Source organism: Streptomyces botrytidirepellens, assembly GCF_003721215.1.
GTDB classification, from domain to species: Bacteria; Actinomycetota; Actinomycetes; order Streptomycetales; family Streptomycetaceae; genus Streptomyces; species Streptomyces himastatinicus.
In genome coordinates this window covers 27880-50519 of the sequence record NZ_RIBZ01000015.1, presented here as the reverse complement: position 1 = coordinate 50519, position 22640 = coordinate 27880, and the positions used below count along the sequence as shown (strand labels likewise).

Sequence of the window (22640 nt, the reverse complement as noted above, 5' to 3'; positions counted from 1 at the left end):
GTGCAGGGGGCGGAGCCCCCGCCACGGGGGCCCAGCCCCTCCGGCGCTTGAGGAGCGGGGGCCGGGGCAGAGCCCCGGTCCGGGAAGGGGCGGGGTGGGGGCTAGATCCCCGTCAGGACCAGGGGAGGGATGAGCGCGTGCGCCAGTACGCCTCCGGGGGCTCCGCCAGGTCTTCGAGCTCCGGGAGACCCAGTCCCGCCGCGCCCAGGTTCGACCACAGCTGGGCCACCGTCGCCGCGCCCGACAGGGCCACAGTCACCCACGGCTGCCGCAGGACCGCCGCCAGGGCGATGGCGTCCGGCGTGGTGCCCAGCTCCTCGGCGGCATGCCGGAGCACCTCGGCCCCGGCCAGGCGGCCATTCGCCATGGCCTCCTTGACGATCACGGCCCGCCCCGCCGCATGCGCCTCCGCCAGCGCCGCCCCGGCCGACGGCTCCAGCAGGTTGTACGTGCTCTGGACCGTACGGAACAGCGGCTCCCCATCGGCCTCGACCTCCAGCGCGGCGCGAATCGCGTCGCCCTGCGCGGGACCGCTGGTGGAAATGCCGACCGTGACGCCCTCCGCCGCGAGCCGGGCCAGTCGGGCGTGGAGGGCGGGGTCGGTGAGCGCGGGGGAATCCGGCGTCACGGAGTGGATCTGGTAGAGGGCGAGGTGGCCGCCGAGGAGGGCACGGGTCTCCTCACGCTGACGCTCGTACGTCGCGACCGAGTGGTCCTTGACCTCGTGGGCGTCGGCGTCCATCCGCCAGTCGGCCACATACGTGTAGCCCCACTTGCTGCCGACCACCACGTCCCCCGCCGCCTCCGGCCGGGCACGCAGCCAGTCGGCGAGGAACTCCTCGGCAAGCCCGTACGAGCGGGCCGCGTCCAGGTAGCGCACCCCCGCCGCGTACGCGGCGTCCAGCAGCTCGTGCGAACGGCGCCGCATCGCCTCGACGGTGCGGTCGGCCGGGAGGTCCCGGTCCCGGCCGAGGTTGATGTAGCCGGGGCGGCCGACCGCGGCCAGGCCGAGCCCGATCCGGGACACCGGCGTGGCGGCGGCGGCAGCAGCAAGGGAGCCGGACATCAGCGCTTCGCGTCCGCCCACGCCCGCTGCGCGGCGAGGTCCGTCTTGACCTCGGCCAGCTGCGCGGCCACGGCCGACGGGGCGGTCCCACCGCGCCCGCTGCGCGAGGCCAGCGCGCCCGGCACGTTCAGCACGCTGCGCACCTCGGGAGTCAGATGCGGGGAGATCTTCGCGAACTGCTCATCCGTGAGCTGGTCCAGCTCGATCCCGGTCAGCTCGCACTCCTTGACGCACGCGCCCGCGACCTCGTGCGCCACCCGGAACGGCACGCCCTGCCGGACGAGCCACTCGGCGATGTCGGTGGCCAGCGAGAACCCGGCGGGGGCCAGCTCCTCCATGCGCTCCCGGTTGACGGTCAGCGTCGCCATCATGCCGGTGAAGGCGGGGAGCAGGATCTCCAGCTGGTCGCAGGAGTCGAAGACCGGCTCCTTGTCCTCCTGGAGGTCGCGGTTGTACGCGAGCGGCAGGGCCTTCAGCGTGGCCAGCAGCCCGGTGAGGTTGCCGATGAGGCGGCCGGACTTGCCGCGGGCCAGCTCGGCGATGTCCGGGTTCTTCTTCTGCGGCATGATCGAGGAGCCGGTGGAGAAGGCGTCGTGGAGGGTCACGAAGGAGAACTCCTTCGTGTTCCAGATGATGATCTCCTCGGCGATCCGCGACAGGTCGATGCCGATCATCGCGGTGATGAAGCCGAACTCGGCGGCGAAGTCGCGGGCGGCCGTGCCGTCGAGCGAGTTGGCGGCCGAGCCGTGCTCGAAGCCCAGGTCGGCGGCGACGGCCTGCGGGTCCAGGCCCAGCGAGGACCCGGCGAGCGCGCCCGATCCGTACGGCGAGACGGCCGTCCGCTCGTCCCACTGCCGCAGCCGCTCCGCGTTCCGGGACATCGCCTGGACGTGGGCGAGGACGTGGTGGGCGAAGAGCACCGGCTGGGCGTGCTGGAGGTGGGTGCGGCCGGGCATCGCGACGTCCGGGTGGGCCTCGGCGAGCCCGACCAGGGCCTCCTGGAGGTCGGCGATCAGGCCACCGATGATCCGGGCGTGGTCGCGCAGGTACATCCGGAAGAGGGTGGCGATCTGGTCGTTACGGGACCGCCCGGCGCGCAGCTTGCCGCCGAGGTCGGGGCCGAGCCGCTCCAGCAGTCCGCGCTCCAGCGCGGTGTGCACGTCCTCGTCGGCGATGGTGCCGGTGAAGTCGCCGGAGGCGACGTCGGCCTCCAGCCGGTCGAGCCCGGCGAGCATCCGCTCCAGCTCGTCGGCGGTCAGCAGGTCGGCCGCGTGGAGCACCCGGGCGTGGGCACGGGAACCGGCGATGTCGTACGGCGCCAGGCGCCAGTCGAAGTGCACCGAGGCGCTGAGCTTCTCCAGTGCCTCGGCGGGCCCGTCGGCGAAGCGGCCGCCCCAGAGCCGGACGTCGCCGCTGTTGCCGTTGCTCACGCTGTTGCTCCTCAAGGCTGTGGGTGTGCGACCGCCTCCCCGCCGGGTGGCGGGAAGGCGGTGTGGTTACGTCTGCTACGCAGGTTACTGCTGAAGGTCCCGCTTCGCGGCGATCTTGCTGGACATCCCGAACAGCTCGATGAAGCCCTTGGACAGCGACTGGTCGAAGGTGTCGCCCGTGTCGTAGGTCGCCAGGTTGAAGTCGTACAGCGACTGCTCCGACTTCCGGCCGGTGACGACGGCCCGGCCGCCGTGGAGGGTCATCCGGATCTCGCCGGAGACGTGCTCGTTGGCCTCGGCGATGAAGCCGTCCAGGGCCCGCTTGAGCGGCGAGAACCACAGACCGTCGTAGACCAGCTCGCTCCACCGCTGCTCGACCTGCCGCTTGTAGCGGGCCAGCTCGCGCTCGACGGTGACGTTCTCCAGCTCCTGGTGGGCGGTGATCAGCGCGATGGCGCCGGGGGCCTCGTAGATCTCCCGGGACTTGATGCCGACCAGCCGGTCCTCGACCATGTCGATCCGCCCGATGCCCTGCGCCCCGGCCCGCTCGTTGAGCTGCTGGATGGCCTGGAGGACGGTCACCGGCTGGCCGTCGATGGCCACCGGGACGCCCGCCTTGAAGGTGATGATGACCTCGTCGGCGTCCCGCTGGGTGGCCGGGTTCGAGGTGTACTCGTACACGTCCTCGATCGGCGCGTTCCAGATGTCCTCCAGGAAGCCGGTCTCGACGGCCCGCCCGAAGACGTTCTGGTCGATCGAGTACGGGGACTTCTTGGTGGTCGCGATCGGCAGGCTCTTCGCCTCGCAGAAGGCGATGGCCTTGTCCCGCGTCATGGCGTAGTCCCGGACCGGGGCGATGCACTTCAGGTCGGGCGCGAGGGAGGAGATGCCCGCCTCGAACCGCACCTGGTCGTTGCCCTTGCCGGTGCAGCCGTGGGCGACGGTCGTGGCGCCGTGCTTCCGGGCGGCGGCGACGAGGTGCTTGACGATGGTGGGCCGGGAGAGCGCCGAGACCAGCGGGTAGCGGTCCATGTACAGAGCGTTCGCCTTGATCGCCGGGAGGCAGTACTCGTCGGCGAATTCGTCCTTGGCGTCCGCGACCTCCGCCTCGACCGCCCCGCAGGCGAGCGCGCGCTTACGGATGACGTCCAGGTCCTCACCGCCCTGGCCGACGTCCACGGCAACGGCGATGACCTCGGCGCCCGTCTCCTCGGCGATCCAGCCGATGGCGACGGAGGTGTCCAGGCCGCCCGAGTAGGCGAGTACGACGCGCTCGGTCACGGGTTTCTCCTTACGGTCCATGCACTGACTGGCATAAGTATGCACTGGCCCGTATGTTTCGTCAACGCCAGACCGACACGAGGCCACTGCGGGACATCGCGACGGCGCTCCGACGCCACCACCAGGGCCCGCGCGATCACTGCCAGGTGACACGCGCGCATCACCCACCGGGACGCCGACGGCCCCCACGAGTCGCTCGTGGGGGCCGTCGGCGCATTTCATCGGCAGCGATCTCACGCCAGATTTTCAGTCTCCATCAAGACGCAATTCCATTTCGTCTCGATCTTGACATTCTCGAGCCAGCCTGAGCACCCCTTGCAAAATCTCCTGCACTCCATGCTCTTCCGTTCGCGAGAATTCGGCATTGATTTCTGAAATGAATTGACCCATCTCGCGCGAACCCAACTTCAGGGTTCCGTAGGGATCCACACGACTGAGCATAGGTAGCTCGCTCGATTCACAAAGACGGGCGAACTCATCGCGAAGATCGAGGACAACGTCCACCTGCCTCACCCGGCGCCGCCTCGGACTGCTCCCGTTCTGCTCTACGCACACGAGAGCAACATCTACACCCATGGAGCCTCCTTGAGCGGGGATTCGATGTCACGTCTACACATCACTCTGGCCCCTCAGACGGGAAGGCTGTGATCAGTTTTCGATCGCGAACTATGACTCGAATGTTGTACTGATCATTCCCAGCCCCGTCCCTACCAATCGGGTTCGGGAACTTGTAGTAGTAAGCCCCGTCGCGGGTTTGTCCATCGAGCGCACGATTGATCATCTTCTGGATCTTCGGCTTGCTCGTGGTGAAGAACTTGCTCTTATTGGGGAATTCGCCACCGCGAACAACATGCCGATCCCATATGTGATCCCAGCGCCCCTTGGAGATCGATACAGGGCAGCTGGAGTTGTGCACGAGGACCGGCGTCTCGTCCGCCAGCACATAGTACGTGTGGGTGCTGCTGACCGTGAGGTCGTAGGTGCGCTGCGTCTTGGTGAAGTGGCGCGCGGCGGTGACCGTGACGGCCGTGCCCTTGGCCGTGCGGAGCTTCATGCCGGTGATGACGTCACCGGCGTCCACCCAGCGGGCCTCGCTGGTCACCCAGAACGGGTGGGTGTCGGTGGCGATGATGGACGCCGAGCCGTCAGCGGTGTTCACCGTGAGGTCGGTGAAGTCCTTGTCGTCTTCGGTGACAATCGTCGCGACGACGGGACGGGCTTCGGTTTTCCCGGTTTCGGGATCGGTTGCAAGTACGTTGTCGCCGACCTTGACGTCGTCAATGTCACGCTGCTCGCCGTCCGCCAGTTCTACCTGGGTTTCCTCGGTGAAGCTGTGGCACTTCTTGGCCGTCTTCGCTGCGTCGGCCGCGTCGTCGGCCTTCTCCTCAGCCTTTCTGGCTTTCTGCCAGATCTTGATGCCCTTCAAGCCCTTTCCGGGGCCGGGCAGATCAGCCGCGGCCCAAGCACAGCCGGAGAGTTTGAAATCTTTGCACTTCTTCCACTCCGCAGGGTCAGGCGCAAGGATTTCGACGGCTATTTTGACGATGCTGAAGAATCCCGTACCCGCCTTCTCGTCATACGGGCCCGGCACAGGCGCGGGGCCGGGGCTCGGCGCGGGGGTCGGGTAGGACGACGAGGTGGAGGCTGTGCCTCCGCCGCCGCCCCAGCCACCGCCCCAGCCGCCGTGGCGACCGCCACCACCGCCACCGCCTCCGCCGCCTCCACCGCCGCCACCGCACGGCTTGAGCGGCGGCACTCCGCAGGTGGGCCCGGCACCGCCGCCCGCACCGCAGGTGTCGAAGATTCCGCCACGGCAGAGCATCAGGCCGGTCGGGTCACTGAACGAGACAGGGTTGTTGGCCGAGTAGGCGTAGCCGTTGAGGGACTGGGGCTCTTCGGGCGCGAGGAGCGGGTCGACGCTGATGAACTGCCCGATAGCGGGGTCGTATTCGCGAGCGCCGATGTGCGTGAGACCCGTGACGGTGTCCGCCGGCTTGCCGAGGAACGCCTTGTCGTCCGGCCACGCGGTGGGCTTGGTGCCCCGGGGTGCGCCGAAGGGGGTGGTGTAGCGCTTGGTGACCCCGCGGGTGCCGGCGTCGACGGCCAGGGTGCCGGTGCCGTGGTTGTCGGCGGCCAGGAAGATCAGCTTGGTGGTGGACTGGCCCTTCGTCCCCGTCCGCTCCGCGATGGTCTGACCGGCACCGGTGTAGTAGCGGGTACCGGTCAGGGTCTTCGCTGTCCCGCGGACGCTGAGGCGGACCTCGGTGGCGCCCAGATAGAGAACCGTGTCGCCGTCGGCCGTCGTGGCCCGGCGGATGAGGAGTTCGCCGTCGGCGTCGTAGAGATAGCCGGTTCCCGTGGCCGCCTTACCGCCCTTCGCCGGTTCCGAGGACGCCGCGAGTTTGCCCTCGGTGTTCCAGACCAGTGACTGTTCGGCCTGGGTGCCCGGTCGCGTGGTGGTGTTGCCCACGGCGTCGTAGCCGTACGTGGCGGTGACGGGTGATGTGCTGCCCGGCTTGGTGGTGCGGGTCTCGGCCAGCGGGTGCGGCTGGCCCTTGTCCGTGCCGTATGTGTAGCGGGTGGTCGTATCGCCCGCCACCGCGTGCTGCGTTTCGGATTCGCGCTGATCCGAGGCGTTGTAGGAGTAGGACGTCCAGTACGGGGCGGCGCCGTCGAGGTTCGCGGTGGTACGGCCGGAGGCCGCGCAGTCCGCCGTCCTCGGCGTCCATGCCTCGGTCAGGCGGCGATGGCCGTCGTAGCCGAAGCACTGGTAGTCGGCCTTGCCGGTACCGCCGAGGTTCGTGCTGTCGAAGATCGACGTCACGTTGCCCGCGTCGTCCTGGGCGTACCTCAGATCCTGCAGCAGGTACCCATAGGTCTCATCACGGGTGAAGCCCCGGGTCAGGCGCCGGGTGCCGTCCTCGTACTCGTAGCTCGTGTAGAGCTTCTTGCTGTCCGAGGCGGGGGACGTGCCCAGTTCCAGCTGACGCAGGTCGCCGACGGGGGCGTAGACGGCGCTCAGGAGGTAGTTGGACGCGCCCGACGCGCTGAGCTGCTGGCCGGTCGCGTTGTACGTGTAGGACACCGCCTCGCCCGGCAGCCCGCCCACGGCCGGTTCTCCGGTCTTCTTGACCGTCCCGTCGAGGCCGTAGTCGGTGGAGAAGGTCAGCGTGGCGGGGACGCCCGCTTGGACCAGCGCCTCGTTGCCCGGCAGGACGAGCTGGGACTCGGTCGGCTCGTACAGGCTGTTGTAGCGCGTGACCTTACGGGTGTACGCCTTGCCGTCGGAGCCGCCTTCATAGCGTGTGGACGAGTCCTGCAGACCCTTGGCCAGGGTGTCGAAGGACCATGACGCCAGCTTGGTGGCAGCCGTTTTGGACGACTGCCACATCCCGGTCTTGCGGCCCAGCTCGTCGTACTCGTACAGCAGGGTGTTCTTGTTCGCGTCCTCGGTGGAACTGATGTGGTCGAGTTCGTCGTACCGCGTGGACATCTTGCCCTTGTCGGGGTCGTCAGCGGTGCTCAGACGCCCGAAGAGGTCATAGGTATAGGTCCACGTGGCCTTGTCCGGGCCGACGATGGTCTTCTGGTCACCGTCCGGTGTGTAGGTGAGCTTCGTGGTCGTGTACGTGGCGCCGGTCGGGCTGGTGCCCGGGTACTCCCGGCGCTCGGTGACCCGTCCCAGGACGTCGGTGACCTCGGCGGTGGCGGTTCCGCCCGCGGGGGCGGTGGTGGCGGTGGTGTCGCCGGTGTAGGTGGTCGCCGTGCTCCACCGGTCGGTGCCGCGGACCTTGGTGACGGCCTGGACCGGCCGGGCGGCGCCGTCGTACTTGGTGTCCGTCTGAAGGGGCGCCTGACCGCCGTCGGTCTGCACCGCCTCGCCCGACGGCCCGTTCTTCTCGTCCCAGATGCCGTCCTGGGAGGAGACGGCCAGCCCGCGGTCGTCGTACAGGGTCTGCGAGATGACGCGCCCGCCGACCGGAGAGGGCTTCTGCACCTGACGGGGCCGCAGCAGGCTGTCGAAGATCTCGTAGGTGGTGTTGTAGCCGGAACCGTCGCCCTTGAGCGTGCCCGTGGAGATCCACGGAAGGGACGAGTCGCCGACCTTGTAGGCGAATACGTAGTTGGCCTTCTCGTCGAGCGCTTCGGAGCGGTTGGGGAGCCACACCTTGGTAGTCCGGCCGAGGCTGTCGTACTCGGTCTGGGTGATCTTCTTGTTGGGGTCGGAGACCTTGAGCGGCGAGCCCCGCGCCGGATCGACCGTGGTGGTGGTCTTGAAGCCCTTGGCGTCGGCGGTCTCGCTGGAGGTGAGCGGACCGGCCGCCGCGGGGACGTAGGTCGTGGCGGCGGTGGTGCGGTCCAGGGCGTCCTTGACCGTCTTGGGCCGCCCCAGCGTGTCGTAGTCGGTGGTTTCGACCTTCTGCCAGACGGGGGCGTTGGCGTCGGTGTAGCCCTTCGCACGGCCGGTCCAGCGGATTTCGCCCTGGGTGGGGTTCTGGTCCGCCGACCAGGTGGTGGTGTCGTAGGCGGTGGCGGCGTCGGAGACGACGTCTCCCCGGCGCGAGCTGTCGGCGGGGAGGTCGAGATCAGTGGCCGTGACGGAGCATTTCCGCGACACGGTCTGCGTGCGGGAGATCAGTGAGTTGATGCCCGCCTTGTCGTTGCGCGCGTACCACTTGCGGGTGCACGTCTCGTCGCCGCTGACCGCGTTGTCGCCGCCGTCCTCGACCGTGACGGGCATGCCGAAATCGTCGTAAGTGGTGGTCTGGCTGCGGACCCGGTCCACCGGGGTGACGCCGCTGGTGATCCTGGCGCGGTCGTGGGTGGCCTTGGTCCTGACGTAGTACGCCTCGGTGTCCGCGTAGGACTTGTGCTGGGTGGCGGTGCGCTTGGACCACGGGTCGCTGATGGTCCCGGACACCTCGGCATCGCCGTTGTACGTCACCGACTCACGGGTGAATCCGGCGTACGCGTCGGAATCGGTGATCTCGGCGGCCTTGACTCCGGTGACGGTGGCCGTCTTCCGCTTGTCCGGGTCGACGGTCTTGCCGTCGGACTTGAGCACACGGTCGCCGTCCATGCCACGCAGGTAGACGGTCACGGTCCTGGACTGCGTGTTGCCGCCCGCCCCGGTGCGATGGACGACCTTGCCGAAGCCACGCCACTCCGACCAGGTGCGCTGCTTGGCCGGGGTGAGCGGATCCTCGTTGTAGTGCCAGGCCGCGCCTCCCTCGTAGCTGTAGGAGTGCGCGACGGCGTCGGAGCCGCCCTTGGGGTCGGTGGTGCGCACACCGGTGACCGGGTACTTCTGGAACCAGTCGAGCTGTGGGTCGGCTCCGCCGTTGGGCGACCAGTACACCGGGAAGCAGCGCTTGGTGTTCTCATCCGCCTTCGGCATGGTCCGGCCCGCGACGCAGTCGGCTTCGGCGTAGTCGACGATGGTCTGGGCGCCGGCCTCGGAGGTGATGGTCTTCACCCGCGGCTTGTCCAGCGACAGGATGTCGTCCGTCGCGCCATCCACTCGGTTCGTGAGCCAGGTGTGGGTGAACCTGACCGGGTCCAGCGCGATGTCGCTGCCGCGCTTTCCGGTGCGCTTGATCTCGTCCAGCCACAGGGACTGGTCGGACGAGTCACCGGTGTCACCCGGATCGAGATAGGTCTGCTTGAGCGCCCAGGAGTCGACGGTTTCATAGCCGGGCGTGGCCGCGGCCGCGTTCCAGAAGGAGGTGGTGATGTCCGTCAGGCGCTTGCGTGTGAAGAAGGAAGGGCCGACGTTGCCGGTGCACTTGTCGCCGTCCTTGCACACCGCGTCGAAGGGCACGTCCGGCCAGTTGTCGTGGTGATCCTCGTTCAGCGTGTCGCAGCCGCTGCCGGAGGCCATGCACCGTTCGGCGACCGTGAAGGTGACCTTGTTCGACGCCGCGGGGGTCGCGGAGAAGAGGGCATCGGCGCGCTGCCCGTACCGGATCTCCTTAAGATAGCCGCCCCGTATGTAGTCGGTGCCGGGGTCGTCCTTGCCGTTCTTGGCGTAGTTGTTGTGCTCGGCCTTGTACCAGTACGTCATGGCGCTGTCGTGGGTGTCCTCGACGTAGTCGAGGTTCCAGCGCCATGCCTGCTTCTTGTGCCGCTCGCCAAAGGAGGATCCCGAGGAGTAGCCGGGTTCTCCTTCGTCGTCGCCGAAGACCGGCACGGTCCACACCGACTCCGTGCGGTCGTCCGCGCCCGCGCCGTCCAGCTTGTTCAGCCCGAAGACGTATTTGGTGCCGTCGCCCGTGGTGACGGTCCAGTGCTCGCCGTTGTCATCGCCGTTGTCGGCCCCGGTGGAGTGCTGGACCGTCGAGGCGTCGTCGTTCCTGAGCCGCCACGTGCCGGTGGTGTCATCCTTCACCAGCTCCGTGGCCTTGCCGTTCAGCACGAGCGAGGCGTTCTCGTACTTCCAGCACAGGTCGAACTTGTCGTCCTGCCCGTCGTCGTCGCAACTGCCGTACTTGCGCTCGATGTACGACGAGGTGAGATCGAATCCCTCGCCGATCCAGGAGCCCTGGTTGTTGGTGTTCGCCGTCCGGCCGTCGACGCTGCCGGAGTCGTACGCGATGGACAGGTCGGGCGCGGGTCCGGCTGCCGCCGGAGGCAAGGTGAACGGGTAGGTCCAGGTGAAGGAACCCGAGGAGCCTCCCGCTTCCCAGGTGGACGACGAGGAGAGCGGCGTGGCCTTGTAGTCGCCACGACCGGACTTGGCGGCGGCCGCCACTGCGAGGACCTTCGCCTCACCCCCCGGCTTCGCGGCGAAGGTGAGCGGTGTGGACAGCTTCTCGTCGTGCCGTTTGTTGACGGCCCGCAGCGGGGTCTGCGTGCGGCAGGCGGCTTTCTGCGGTGTCGTCAGCACACAGGCCGGAAGTCGCACGAGGTTCAGACGGCCCGCCCAGTCGCCGCCGTACGCCGCGGCGAAGTCCGCGTAGCCGATGTCGAGTCTCGCCTGTCCGCCCTCTGCCGGGGCGACGGTCTTGAGCAGTACGCCTCTGACCCCGGCCTCGCGTGCGCTGGCCTGGTCCATGACCTGGACGCTCAGGCCATCGGCAGCGCGGGACTTCCCGCCCACCGCGGCGAGAGTGACAGGCAGACCTCCGGGACGCGCCGTGGCCGTTCCACGGCCGGAGACCGACAGACGCGCGGTCCCCGCCTTCGGCCACGTCACCTTTCTGGCCTGGTCGCGGCGGGCCGCATCGGCGGCCGCGCGGTCTGCCGCCTCGCCCTTCTTGACCAGGGCGGCGGCCTTGCGGTCCAGCTTCGGTGAGAGCGGTACGACCTTGTCCGCACGTGGTGCGTCCAGCTTGGGCCTGCCGACTGCTTCGGCTTCCGACTCGAAGACGACCGGCGACAGCAGTCCCGGCAGCAACGACAAGCCGGCCACCGCTGCGACGCGCCCCAGCCAGCGGCTGCGCCGGGATGCTGTACCTCTGCCTAAAACACCACTGCCCAAGACACCACTGCCTAAGACACCACGGGCCGACACGATCCGTTTCACTCCCCATCTCCACCGCGTGCGGTCCGAGCCGCGTCCGCTGTCCCCATTCACCGGCCGTCCAACTGGGCGGCCGGGCATCACTCGTTCTCCAGCGGGCCCGCGTCCAGGACCTGGGAGCGGATCTGTTCGGCACTCATGGCCCCCACCCAGATCCTGAGCTCTTCCACCGCGCCGGGCAGATAGTGAGACGTGCTGCCGCCCTCGGTCCCCCGGCCCAGGGAAAGCTCACCGGCGCCCTGCTGCTCCGCCGTGAAACCGGACCGATCCAGGGACGCCTGGTCGGAATCGCCGACGTATAGGTGAACCTTTCCGTACCGGGTCTCGGTCTTCTCCGGGTCGTCCGGATCGACCCACTCCCAGGGCTCCTGGGCGTCGAAGACCCCCGTCACCTGCACCCAGGTGTCCAGCTCTGCGTTTTCCTCTCCGGGGACGAAAGCGCTCTGGGTGACCTTGCCGGTGCCGGAGACGCCGGTGCGCGTGAAGCGCCATCGATAGGTGTCCTCGGCGGGCTTGGTCACCCACAGTGCCCAGGACGACTCGGCTCCCGTCCGCTGCCCGGCCACCTGCGCTTCGTAGCCGACGGGCTTGCCCGCGAGCTTGACGCTGTCGAGGCGTACGCGTACCGAGGCCGTGAAGGATCCGTTCTCATCGAGCACCGGTCCCGCCGTGGCGGCGTAGCCCGAAGCTCCGTCGAGCAGGAGCGCGTTGTCGTCCTCGTTCAGCGCCGCCCCGGAAGAGGACAGTTTCATGGCCGCGGGCGGGTACGACGTGCCTTCGGCGATCTCGGTGCCCTTCGCGGCCGAGGCGTCCCACATGGCCACCAGTTCGTTGGGCGGCGCCTCGCCTCCCAGGAAGCGTGCCTCCACGCGTATCTCGTCGGGCGTCAGCGCACGCTGCCACACCGCCGTTTCATCGATACGGCCGCGAAAGTACTCACCGTACGTGCCGCCCACCTTGGATCGGCCGAACTGCAACCCGCGGTCCGCGGTCCACGGCTCATAGCCGGAGGCCGCCTTCGACAACACCACCGGATCGCCCTGTGGCCGCCCGTCCACGAACAACTGGATGGTGTCGTTCGACTTGTCCGTATCGCCCTGGGTGTCGAACACACCGGCCAGATGTGTCCAGACCTTCAGCGGAGGGTTCTGCGCATTGGCGAAGGAGCGGATGTACGTGGGATCGGCCTTGTCCTTGTCCGTACGGTTGAAGATCCATTTCTTGTACGCGGACGAGTAGTACAGGGTGAAGCCCGATCCCTCCTCCCCTGGCTCGGTCAGCACCACCCTGTTGTCAGCGGTGTCACTGAGGTACGCCCAGGTTGAGACGGTGAAGGAATCCTGTGTGTTCACCGCAGCCGAAGAGGTGGCCGCATACCCATTGGTGGCCGACGTGTCGTTCAGCCACAACGAATAGTCGGTGTCGCCCCGGCGCCCGAAGGTCGACCAGCCCGTTCCCGCCTCGTCGTGGAGGGTGGCATCATGCCGGGTCCCCTCGGTGGCGCTGTCCACGGCCTTGGTCACGCCCGAACCCGGCGCCCCGTCCCCGAAGCGCCATCGGCCGACAGGTCCCGCGGCCGGTGCCACGGCGAAGGTGAACTCCGCGGGGGTGCCCCAGCGATTGCGCACGTCCTTGGCTTCCACGGACAGCACCTGGGTCCCGGAGAGCGGCGGCGTCACGTTCAAGGTGACGCGCGCGCCCGTGCTCTGCTTGGTGTTCGCGGCCGTCGAGGTCAGCAACCGCCACCGATAGCCGGTGATGTCCGTGTCAGCGCTGTTCGGTTTGACGGAGAAAGTGCCGGCCGTACCGGGGCCGCCTTTGCCCACGCACTGGTTCGGCAGGCACTCGGTGTAGGGCTTGCCCGCCGTGATCTGCGGTGCCTTCGGAGCGGTGGAGTCGATCTTCAGATAGCACCAGGAGGCGTAGGACGAGAACAGGTTGCCCGATCTGCCGCTGTAGGCCCAGTGTGATTGCGTCCGTGCCTTGTAGCGGTACAAGCCGCCGTCGGCACGATCCGTCGTGCGCATCTTCTCCAAGGTGCCGTCAGGGTCCCAGCCGCTGTCCGGCCGGTAGCCGCTCCACACCTTGTCCCATGACCCGTCGTCCTGTTTGCGCTCCATCCAGAACTCGGCCTGGAGCGAGCCCTTGTCCTCTCCGCTCCTCGGCTGTGTCTTCGTCTGGACGCGTGCCTGGACCATCGGGTCCCTGCGGGTGACGATCAGGGGATCCGAGGAGGAAGACTTGCAGTAGGCGGAGGTCCCGTCCCCTGGTATCACCCCCACCGATGTGGGCACGCCCGGCCGGGGAACGTACGTGACCTTCAAGGTCGCGTTGTCCTCGAACCGCTTCCACGCGGTGGCGTCGGTTTCGTCCTTCGCCCGCAGCATCAGCGTGAGCCGCGAGATCTTGCCGTCGGCGAACGACCTGACCGTGCGCGCCAGGTTCTCGTCCCCCTCGTCAGGGTTGTCGTTGAACTCGATCCACGCGTCCGGCTGCTCCGGACTACAGTTCTTGCCGCGCCCCGCGGACACGTAGCGGTCGCCCATCTGGTCGAGCTGCCGCGGCCCCGGCCAGCGCGTGCCCTCGGAGATGTTGTCCGTACGCTCCAGGTCCACCCAGTGCGGTTCGCAGTCGAACGACCAGGTCTCGTGGGCACGGAAGGTGGCGTCCAGTACGTACTTTCCGACCAGCTTCGACGGCGCGAACTCGAAGTACATCCGGTCCACATAGCCGGAACCGCAGTAGTAGCCGTTGGCAGTGCCGCACTTGCCGACCCCGAGGCTTCCGTCGAACTGCCAGAACCTGTCCCCGTCGGACGAGAGCTTCGTACGCTCCGAGGCGCCGAGGCCAACTGGCGGATCGATGTAGACGGGATAGACGGTCTTGTCTCCGCGCAGCAGCCCGAGGTCCGGTTTCACGATCACCGCACCGTCCTGCACCGTGACGGGCAGCAGAGCGCTGACATCACCGGCACCGGGCCGTGTCTGCGTGCCCGCCTCTTCCGGCACCGTCGCCGTCGGGGATCTCGGAACGTTCGGACCACGCGCGGCGACGCCCTCGCCGCCCTCGGCTCCTCCAGCCGAGTCCCACATCTGCCCCGCCGGGCCCTTGAACACCGCGTTCCCGTCGTCGTCGATCGCGCGCAGACCGCCACCCGCGCCGGGAGCCACGTCGAGCCCGGTGCCGGAGACGGACAGCTTGACCTGCTCGAGGTCGGGATTGGCGGCCGCCTGAGCCGTCCGCACCACGAGAACCTGCCGGTAGCCCTCCGCCGTGGCGGTGAGCTGGAGGTCCACTCCCTCCAGCACGTCCGGATATGTCGCGGTGGCCCCGTCCAGCCTGGGCACGGGCAGTCGCTCAGGCCATGAGAGGCGAAGCGATTTATCCGCCGTTCCCAGGCGCAGGAGGTCCTTGCCGTCGCCTCCGCCGGAGAACGCCACGTCGACCACCACGCTCCTGGGCGCGACGCTCCCGTCGGAACGGCGCTCCAGCGTGGTGTCCACGGCACGCCATGTCCCGTCATCCGCCCTGACCCGTTGCGGTACCGACGACTGTTCCAGCGTGAACGTCCCGTCCGGATTCGCGAACGTCTGCGAGTACTCGGCTCGCTGGGCCGTCACCTCCACCGGCTCGCCTGATGCGGCCGCTCGTTCCGATGCGGTCATCGCCTTCGGTACCGGCGACGCGTCCGCACGTGCGGCCGGTAACAAGACCAGCGATGCGGCGATGATCGCCCCGACAGACGTCCCCGCCACGGCGCGGCGCGACGCACTTGTCCCGCCGTCGCGCACGCGACGGCTCCACCCCAACCCCACAGTCCCCACCCCGGAGTCACAGAATCTTCGATTATGCGGCGAGTAAATCGAACATAAACGCACAGCGTCAAGGGTGATTCGTGTGCCTCGTGGTGCCCATGGGCGATTTCCGGCTACCCGCAGTCACTGGCCGGGTGTCCGGCGCGAGGGTGAGCGGGACCGAGGTGCCGCCTTACACCTCACGTGCCACGCATCAGCCGTGTCTCACGGCGTGGGCCCTGCTGATGGCGGTGTTGGTGGCCCAGCGCCGCCCCGACCGGCCGGTACCGCCCCCCGATGGCCGGTACCGCCGCGATCGGGGCGGTTGTGGCGGCTAGCTCAGATGCCGGGTGAAGAACCGGGCCGCGGCGTCCCCCGCGGACTGCGGGACGCCGGTGTGCCCGCCCATATTGGCGTTCAGCGTCTTCTCCTCGGAGCCGAAGGCGTCGAACAGGTCCAGGGCCCGCTGGCGGTCGTTCCCTTCGTCGTCCCACTGGAGCAGGACGTGCAGCGGGATGGTGACCTGCCGGGCCTCCTCGAACAGGGCGCGCGGCACGAAACTCCCGGCGAACAGAACGGCGGCCGAGATGCGCGGCTCGACCACCGCCAGCCGGACCCCGATGGCGATCACTCCCCCCGAGTACCCGACCGGGCCGCCGATCTCGGGCAGCGCAAGGAGGGCGTCCAGGGCGGCCTGCCATTCCGGGGCCGCCTTGTCGACCAGTGGGAGGACGAGCCGGTCCACGATCTCCTCGTCGACCGGCTCACCGGCCTCCAGCGCCCGGCGCAGGTCGGCGCGGGCCTGCTCGGCGGCGGGGGAACGGGGCCGGTCACCGCTTCCGGGGAGCTCGATGGTGGCCGTGGCGAAGCCCTCCGCCGCGGAGTGCCGGGCCCGGGCCACCAGTCGGGGGTACAGCTTGTGCAGTCCGCCGGGGTGGCCGAGCAGGATCAGCGGCGCCGGTGCGGACGCGGACGCGGATCCGGGCGTCCACAGGATGCCGGGGATCTCGCCGAGGGTGAATGCGCGTTCGAGGACGCCGTCGTCGAGGTGCTGCTCAGAAGTGAATCGCATGGTCGTGCCTTTCGGGAGTGCGCTTGAACAGCGCTCCCGGACGACCTGCCTATCGCCCGACCGTGACCCCGGAGGGGAGCACCCATGTCGATACGTTCACGGGTACCACCTCCTCGTTCTCTCGCACGGCCTCCGGAAAACTAGCAGTGGCCCGCCGTGGTCCGCCAACGGGTTTTTGCGGAGGCTCCGTGGCCGGATGCCACGGAGCCACTCGCCTGAAGGCCGAGGCCGTCAGGGCTGAATGTTGACCCAGAACTCGTCCCTGCCTCCCAAGAGGACGCGGTCCTTGCGATAGAACTCCTGGAGCCGATTGCCGGCGATGCGGTTCTGCTCGCCCTCGACCCAGTCCACGGAGGCGTCCAGGATGCCGTCCTCGGCGCGGGCCTGGGACAGTCCCTCCTCGGTTGACGCGAAGGGGTACTCGTCGGCCTGCATGTCGGGATATTCCTTGGGCGGCAGATCGTCGGGGCCGTTCCACTCGCCTTGGCGGTCGCGGATGGCATCCTTCATCCGCCGGTTGGCCTCGGCCACTTCCGAGTCCGAGGCGACGCGATGCAGGCCGGGGCTGGACTTGCTGCCGGTGTATTTGCCGGGGATCGACTTCGCCGAGCCGAAGTTCGGGAAGGTCTCGCGTGGCTTGTTGAGGGCGTGGTCGATGTGCTGGGCGACATGCCATTCCCCCGGGTCGCTCTTCTTGTAGGTGATGAAGGGCATCACGTCGTCATTGATGCAGGCCTTTGGTGTCCAGTTGCCGTATCCCGGAGCCAGACCGGCCGAGTCGCAGCGGACGCTGTGCTCGGGGAGGGCGAACTCGTGGTCGTCGCTCAGTCCCGGCTGTCCTTCGAGCGTGCCCTGGAACTGCCACAGGTGCTGGAGCATGTGCTCCGGACCGGACCCGGTATCGGGAGAGGTGATGTCCCAGACCGCCCAATTGGGCTGGCGGGCGGGAAGGTCTCTGGAGGGGACCCGCCAATCCGCCAGGGGCTGGGACTTGTCAGCGTCGTCGTTGCCGATGACGCCGCATTGGTTGTCGCAGGTCAGGCGCATCCGCAAGGTTCTAAGGCCATTGATCCACGGCAGGTTCGCGAGGTCCGTGTTCCAGTCGTTGACCCGGTAGAAGACCCGTACCCGGCGCGCGGCGGGGTCGGCGTAGGCGGCCGCCGTGATGTCCAGCGTGGCGTTCCCCTGTGCGGTGGGCAGTTCGACCTCGGCGGTCTGGCACCACACGCCGCGGTGGTAGACCCTGCCCTGGAGGCTTTGCGCCTCCGGGTCGGCCTCGCACTCCTCGATGAACTTAGGGTCGGGCTCGCCCGGTGGATGAGTGCCCTGTGGCGGTACGTGTGTCGTCCCCTCCGCAGCGGCGGAGGGTTGGGGCTCCGGCTGCTGTGGTGCCGCGGAAGCCGATTCGGTGGCGGAGAGACATAGCAGCACCATCGCTGCCGCTACCGCGCTGTATCTCCTGAGTCTTGCGTGAAGAGGCACTGCATTCCCCGTTGTGCTGTCGATTGCATGACAAGCCTGGCGGGGGTGCGCTGTGCGCGGGCGCACCAGCGCACGCCCGGGGGTAGGCGGTGTGAACATCCTCCGTTGCCCGGTGCGGTCGGGCAAGACGACCACCATTCGAGTCCGGGCCGGATTGATAGCGTGACGGCTATGGCGGATACGAGGGGCACGAGCTACCCGGGCATACGCCAGCTGCGGCTTTTCCTGTTACTGGCCGAGGAGTTGCACTTCGGCCGCGCGGCACGGCGCGCCTACCTGGCCCAGCCGACGTTCTCACGCCACATCCGTTCCCTGGAGCGTCAGTTGGGGGCGGAACTGGTGGACCGCACCACGCGCAGGACGGAACTCACCGACGCCGGACGGGCCCTGCTGCCCCGGATACGTGAGGTCGTGGACGCGGCCGAGCGGCTGCGTACCTCGGCGCGGCATCACGCAGCCGCCGGGCGGATGGTGATCGGCTCCTTCGAGGCCGTCACCTCCATGGACCCCGTACCCGCCATCATGGACGAACTCCACCGGCTCATACCGGACGTGGACGTTCAGGTCCTGCGGACCGGCTTCGACTCCGCGACGGCGATCCTCCGCGGCGATGTGGACGCGTCGTTCGTCTTCCTCCCCGTACCCGAGGGCATCCAGACCTGCACCCTGGCCGCCGGTGCGCGGTGCGCGGCGATGTCCAGCAGCGACCCCCTGGTGTCCGAAGGACCACTGCGGCTCTCCGACCTGTCCGATCACGAACACATCGGCTTTGGTCCGGACATCCCCGCAGTGTGGCGGGACTTCTGGTCGGTCAACCCCCGCCCCGACGGCACCGCCGTGCGCTACAGCCCCCACGCGGTGACCGACTACGAGAGCGCGCTGGTTCTGATCGCCATGGGAAAGGGGATCCAGCTCCCGCCGGAGAGCGCCCGCTGGCTCTACCCACGCTCCGGCGTCGCCTACGTCGATGTCGTCGACCTCGAGCCGTGGCGGTTGGCCCTCGCCTGGCTGCCCAAGAATCGCGACAAGCCGACCGTCGCCGCGCTCAGGCAAGCGACGCGAACCGTCCTGCGCCGACAAGCCGACTTATGGCCCTGGTCGGCGCCGGTGCGGTGGTGTCACCATGGCTGGCGAGCGGGGGAGGCTCATCTGCGGACCGAGGGGGAGTCGGTGGCGGATAGGAAGAACCAGATGATCGTGCTCGGCGTGGTCGTGGTGGGGGTCCTATGGATCAACGGCCGGGGCGATGTCGAGACGGATGGCGACGGGAAGTCACCCAACCCGCGTCAGACCGGGCGGTATCCCGTTCACTTCCAGAACGACGGCGGGAAGAAGGACACCGGGAAGAACACCAAGAAGCCGGTGCCGCGCTCCACGGTGTCCTATCCGATCAAGTTCGACCGCAAGTGAGGTCGATCTCGGCCCAGACCGTCTTGCCCGGCCTCTGCCGTTCCGCCACGCCCCAGCGCGCGGCGAGGCCCGCGACCAGCAGCAGGCCGCGGCCGGTCTCAAAGAGTCGGGCGGCGGCGTGGCCGGTGTGTCCTCGACGGGCGGCCGCCCCTCGGTACGGGTGTCCGCCACCTCGACGCGGAGAACGGTGACGGTGCGAGCGAGCCTTACTTCGAAGTCCCGGCCGGGAACGCGACCGTGGGTGANCCTCGACGCGGAGAACGGTGACGGTGCGAGCGAGCCTTACTTCGAAGTCCCGGCCGGGAACGCGACCGTGGGTGACGGCGTTGGCCGCCAGTTCGGCGACGACCGCGGCGACGAGGTCCGACACCTCGCCACGGTAAGGGAACCCCCACTCGTCCAGCTGCTGGAGCACCAGCAGCCGGGCGAGCCGGGCGCCGCGGCGGGTGGAGCTGAAGCGATGAGTGAACTGGTCAGAAGTCGTGCGTGGATGCGCTGGGATTGGCATGGCGTCACCGTTCCGGCTCGGCGTATGACCGGACCAGATCGGCTTCTCGTACGCTGCGTCACTGTACGAGTACGCGTGGTGGACTGTACGAATAACGGACCGTGACCATGGCCGAGTTGGGCCGATAGTCAGGTTCAGTACGTACGGCACCACCGGAGGTGGCCGCAGATGGCGGACAACACGGGCAGCACCAACAACGCACCGGAGTCCTCGGAGAGCCTCAAGACGTTCGGGGCGGTCGTCAAGGTCTTCCGAGAACGAGCGGGCTACACCCAGGAGCAACTGGCCCCGCTGCTCCGGTACTCGGTCCAGACCCTGGCCTCGATCGAGCAGGGTCGGCGGTTCCCGCAGCGGGAGTATGTGGAGCGGGCGGAGGAAGTGCTCGAAGCGTTCGGGGTTCTGCGGGCGGCGGCGAAGTATCTGGTGCGGAAGCCGGGGTTGGCGGCGTGGTTCAAGCAGTGGGCCGCACTGGAGGAGCAGGCGATCAGCCTGTGCTCGTACGAATGCCGGTTGATCCCGGGGCTGTTGCAGACAGCGAGGTACGCCCGGGCGGTGTTCGAGAGTGGCGTGCCGCCGCTGGCCGATGAGCAGATCGAGATCCAGCTCACCGCTCGCCAGGAACGACAGCGTCTGCTCCGGGACAGGCCGAACACTGCGTTCAGCTTCATCGTCGAGGAGGCGCTGTTCGTGCTGGAGTGCGCGGGGCTTCGCAACATCGAGCTTCAGATCATGCCGCTGGTGCAGGAGCACCACGCGGGGCTGAACGGCCCTATCCGGCTGCTGGAGACTCCGGACCACGAGTGGCTCGGCTACTCAGAAGGCCAGCGTGGCGGTTTGCTCATCTGTGACCGTAAAGACGTCAGCGTTCTTCAGATGCGCTATGCGAAACTGCGCTCACAGGCTCTTACCCCTGAGGACTCCGTGAGCCTGCTGAGGCAGATCCGAGGAGCGCTATGAGCAGCGAACTGGCCTGGTTCAAGAGCAGCTACAGCGGAAGCGACGGCGACGACTGCGTCGAGGTCGCCCTCTCCTGGCACAAGTCCACGTACAGCGGGGGCGACGGCGACAGCTGCGTCGAGGTCGCCACCTGCCCGGAGGACACCGTCCACGTCCGGGACTCCAAGGACAAGCAAGGGCCCCAGCTCGCCTTCTCCCCCACCGCATGGGCCGCGTTCGTCACCCACACGGCGAACCGCTAGCCTAACCGCCATGTCCAGTCCCGAGGCATCCAGGCTCTAGCCACCGGTCGTTCGGTGGCGCCTTCATCACCGGGCTACCGGTCTCCGCATTCTCTCCGTCTTTCACGCCGGTGTGTGGAGTCTTCATGCCTTTTGCCATCTATGTGCTCGGACTGGCGGTCTTCGCCCAAGGCACATCCGAATTCATGCTGTCCGGCCTCGGGCCGGACATCGCCAGTGATCTGAACGTATCCATCCCCGCCGCGGGCGCGCTGACGTCGGCGTTCGCGGTGGGGATGATCGTGGGGGCGCCGCTGATGGCGCTCCTCAGTATGCGGTGGCCGCAGCGTCGCGCGCTGCTGGTCTTTCTGACGGCCTTCATGGCCGTCCATGTCGTCGGCGCCGTCACCACCAGCTTTGCCGTGCTGCTGGCCACCCGGGTGCTCGGGGCGCTGGCCAATGCCGGGTTCCTGGCCGTGGGGCTCGCGGCGGCGACCGGGATGGTCGAGCCCGGTTCCAAGGGGCGGGCCACGTCCGCGCTGCTGGGCGGGGTCACGCTCGCGTGTGTCGCCGGGGTTCCGGCGGGTGCGCTGCTGGGGCAGGTCTGGGGGTGGCGTTCGGCGTTCTGGGCGGTGGCGCTCGTCTCCGTACCGGCCCTGTTCGCCATCGTGCGGTCGGTGCCGCGTACCGAAGCGGTGGAGGTGCCGAGTGCGCGCGGTGAGCTGCGGGCGCTGCGCAGCCCGCGGCTGCTGGTGACGCTGGCCCTGGGGATGCTGGTGAACGCCGCGACGTTCTGCACGTTCACCTATCTGACGCCGCTCGTCACGAACGTGAGCGGCTTCGGGGAGTCCTGGGTGCCCGCCGTGTTGGCGCTCTTCGGGCTCGGGTCGTTCGCCGGGGTGACCGTCGCCGGGCGGTGGTCCGACGCGCGGCCGATGCTGGTCCTGGTGCCGGGCGGGGCGGCGCTGCTCGTCGGCTGGCTGCTGCTGTCGGTGGGCGCGGACCGGCCCGGAGTGGCGGTCGTGCTGGTGCTCGTGCAGGGGATGCTGTCGTTCGGTGTCGGCTCCACGCTGATCACGCGGGCGCTGTACGCGGCGGCCGAAGCGCCCGCGCTGGGCGGTGCGTTCGCGACCGCCGCCCTCAATGTGGGGGCGGCGGTCGGTCCCGCTCTGGGCGGGCTCACGCTGGGCGCGGGCCTGGGCTACCGTTCGCCGGTCTGGGTGAGCGCGCTGCTGGTGGCCCTGGCGTTCGCCGTGGCGGGGCTGGCAAGCGCGGCCCCGTCCGGGGCGCTCGCTAGCCGCCGCGGACGATGAGGAACAGGAACCAGAGGATGGGCAGCAGCGCGACGTAGGCCGCCGGGCGCTGAAGCACGGACTTCCCGGGGTCGGGGCGCGTTCCGTACGGAACGGGTCCCGGCTCCGGGAGCTTGTTGAGCTTCCCGCGGACCACCAGGTTGCTGATGATCGTGTACGGGTTGAAGATGAACAGCGAGAACGGGCTCCACCAGCCCTGCCACAGCGTGTTTGTGGTCGCCTCACGGCGCATCGCCGTGCCGCACGTACGGCAGTACGGTCCCTGCCACTTCTGGAACCGCATCATGATCAGCATGCCCACATGGCTGCGGATGGTGACCTCCGCCGCCGGATACGACGCGCACACCCGGCAGGCGGGCACCTGCGGCACCCCGGCCATCGGCTGGCCGTAATCGGACGGGTGCGGGTGTTGGCAGTAGTGGGGCTGCTGCTGCGGCTGACCGTACGGAGCGTGCGGTGTGGCGTACGGATTCCCCTGGGGCGGCGCGGAGGCGTACGGGTTCCCCTGCGGCTGGGGCGGCATCGACATGACGTTCCTAACCAAGAATGACGTGGTCAGCGATCATACGAAACCGAAACCTATG

General features: G+C 68.5%; 14 protein-coding genes. 4 read left to right on the top strand and 10 right to left on the bottom strand.

The window, feature by feature from the left end:
* Positions 1-112: 112 nt before the first annotated feature.
* The 8 genes from EEJ42_RS00710 to EEJ42_RS00680 all read right to left on the bottom strand — a co-directional run bounded on the left by EEJ42_RS00710 (position 113) and on the right by EEJ42_RS00680 (position 17599).
* Positions 113-1066 carry an aldo/keto reductase gene (locus tag EEJ42_RS00710; RefSeq protein ID WP_123098099.1) on the bottom strand — a complete coding sequence of 318 codons (954 nt, stop codon included), beginning with the start codon at positions 1064-1066 and terminating at the stop codon, positions 113-115.
* Positions 1066-2496: an argininosuccinate lyase gene (gene argH / locus EEJ42_RS00705; RefSeq protein ID WP_123098090.1), complete on the bottom strand. Its 1431-nt coding sequence runs from the start codon at positions 2494-2496 to the stop codon at positions 1066-1068. The genes EEJ42_RS00710 and argH overlap by 1 nt, the downstream gene beginning before the upstream one ends.
* A gap of 84 nt (positions 2497-2580) precedes the next feature.
* Positions 2581-3777 (bottom strand): argininosuccinate synthase, encoded by a 1197-nt coding sequence (locus EEJ42_RS00700; RefSeq protein ID WP_123098089.1) that lies wholly within the window; start codon positions 3775-3777, stop codon positions 2581-2583.
* A gap of 246 nt (positions 3778-4023) precedes the next feature.
* The gene (locus tag EEJ42_RS50125; protein WP_184502869.1) at positions 4024-4206 is read right to left on the bottom strand and encodes a hypothetical protein; all 183 of its coding nucleotides are present in this window, start codon (positions 4204-4206) and stop codon (positions 4024-4026) included.
* Positions 4207-4393: 187 nt separating this feature from the next.
* Positions 4394-10831 (bottom strand): polymorphic toxin-type HINT domain-containing protein, encoded by a 6438-nt coding sequence (locus EEJ42_RS00695; RefSeq protein ID WP_342778222.1) that lies wholly within the window; start codon positions 10829-10831, stop codon positions 4394-4396.
* A gap of 548 nt (positions 10832-11379) precedes the next feature.
* Positions 11380-14964: a laminin G domain-containing protein gene (locus EEJ42_RS00690; protein WP_123098087.1), complete on the bottom strand. Its 3585-nt coding sequence runs from the start codon at positions 14962-14964 to the stop codon at positions 11380-11382.
* A gap of 463 nt (positions 14965-15427) precedes the next feature.
* Positions 15428-16165, bottom strand: coding sequence for a dienelactone hydrolase family protein (locus tag EEJ42_RS00685; RefSeq protein ID WP_123098086.1), 738 nt, complete (start codon positions 16163-16165; stop codon positions 15428-15430).
* A 231-nt stretch (positions 16166-16396) separates the two neighbouring features.
* A complete protein-coding gene (locus tag EEJ42_RS00680) occupies positions 16397-17599 on the bottom strand; it encodes a NucA/NucB deoxyribonuclease domain-containing protein (RefSeq protein WP_184502868.1) in 1203 nt (400 codons plus the stop codon).
* Between the two features lie 219 nt (positions 17600-17818).
* Here EEJ42_RS00680 and EEJ42_RS00675 point away from each other — a divergent pair, with 219 nt between their 5' ends.
* A complete protein-coding gene (locus EEJ42_RS00675; RefSeq protein ID WP_184502867.1) occupies positions 17819-19057 on the top strand; it encodes a LysR family transcriptional regulator in 1239 nt (412 codons plus the stop codon).
* Here EEJ42_RS00675 and EEJ42_RS52160 read toward each other — a convergent pair.
* The gene (locus EEJ42_RS52160) at positions 19038-19565 is read right to left on the bottom strand and encodes an ATP-binding protein (protein WP_123098084.1); all 528 of its coding nucleotides are present in this window, start codon (positions 19563-19565) and stop codon (positions 19038-19040) included. The genes EEJ42_RS00675 and EEJ42_RS52160 overlap by 20 nt on opposite strands.
* Before the next feature lie 168 nt (positions 19566-19733).
* Here EEJ42_RS52160 and EEJ42_RS00665 point away from each other — a divergent pair, with 168 nt between their 5' ends.
* The 3 genes from EEJ42_RS00665 (at position 19734) to EEJ42_RS00655 (ending at position 22056) form a co-directional block, all read left to right on the top strand.
* Positions 19734-20522, top strand: a complete 789-nt coding sequence (locus tag EEJ42_RS00665) for a helix-turn-helix domain-containing protein (protein WP_123098083.1) — start codon at positions 19734-19736, stop codon at positions 20520-20522.
* Positions 20519-20764 (top strand): DUF397 domain-containing protein, encoded by a 246-nt coding sequence (locus EEJ42_RS00660; RefSeq protein WP_123098082.1) that lies wholly within the window; start codon positions 20519-20521, stop codon positions 20762-20764. Before EEJ42_RS00665 ends, EEJ42_RS00660 begins: the two co-directional genes overlap by 4 nt.
* Before the next feature lie 125 nt (positions 20765-20889).
* Complete coding sequence (locus EEJ42_RS00655; RefSeq protein WP_123098081.1) at positions 20890-22056, top strand: Cmx/CmrA family chloramphenicol efflux MFS transporter; 1167 nt, start codon at positions 20890-20892, stop codon at positions 22054-22056.
* Here EEJ42_RS00655 and EEJ42_RS00650 read toward each other — a convergent pair.
* Positions 22037-22585 carry a hypothetical protein gene (locus EEJ42_RS00650; RefSeq protein WP_246095936.1) on the bottom strand — a complete coding sequence of 183 codons (549 nt, stop codon included), beginning with the start codon at positions 22583-22585 and terminating at the stop codon, positions 22037-22039. The two genes, EEJ42_RS00655 and EEJ42_RS00650, sit on opposite strands and share 20 nt — an antisense overlap.
* Positions 22586-22640: the final 55 nt, after the last annotated feature.

Bases quoted from the DNA above. Each gene is read 5' to 3' on its own strand.
- EEJ42_RS00710 (WP_123098099.1), bottom strand. From the start codon at position 1,066: ATGTCCGGCTCCCTTGCTGCTGCCGCCGCCGCCACGCCGGTGTCCCGG.
- EEJ42_RS00695 (WP_342778222.1), bottom strand. From the start codon at position 10,831: ATGGACCAGGCCAGCGCACGCGAGGCCGGGGTCAGAGGCGTACTGCTC.
- EEJ42_RS00690 (WP_123098087.1), bottom strand. From the start codon at position 14,964: ATGACCGCATCGGAACGAGCGGCCGCATCAGGCGAGCCGGTGGAGGTG.
- EEJ42_RS00685 (WP_123098086.1), bottom strand. From the start codon at position 16,165: ATGCGATTCACTTCTGAGCAGCACCTCGACGACGGCGTCCTCGAACGC.
- EEJ42_RS00680 (WP_184502868.1), bottom strand. From the start codon at position 17,599: ATGGTGCTGCTATGTCTCTCCGCCACCGAATCGGCTTCCGCGGCACCA.
- EEJ42_RS00675 (WP_184502867.1), top strand. From the start codon at position 17,819: ATGGCGGATACGAGGGGCACGAGCTACCCGGGCATACGCCAGCTGCGG.
- EEJ42_RS00665 (WP_123098083.1), top strand. From the start codon at position 19,734: ATGGCGGACAACACGGGCAGCACCAACAACGCACCGGAGTCCTCGGAG.
- EEJ42_RS00660 (WP_123098082.1), top strand. From the start codon at position 20,519: ATGAGCAGCGAACTGGCCTGGTTCAAGAGCAGCTACAGCGGAAGCGAC.
- EEJ42_RS00655 (WP_123098081.1), top strand. From the start codon at position 20,890: ATGCCTTTTGCCATCTATGTGCTCGGACTGGCGGTCTTCGCCCAAGGC.
- EEJ42_RS00650 (WP_246095936.1), bottom strand. From the start codon at position 22,585: ATGTCGATGCCGCCCCAGCCGCAGGGGAACCCGTACGCCTCCGCGCCG.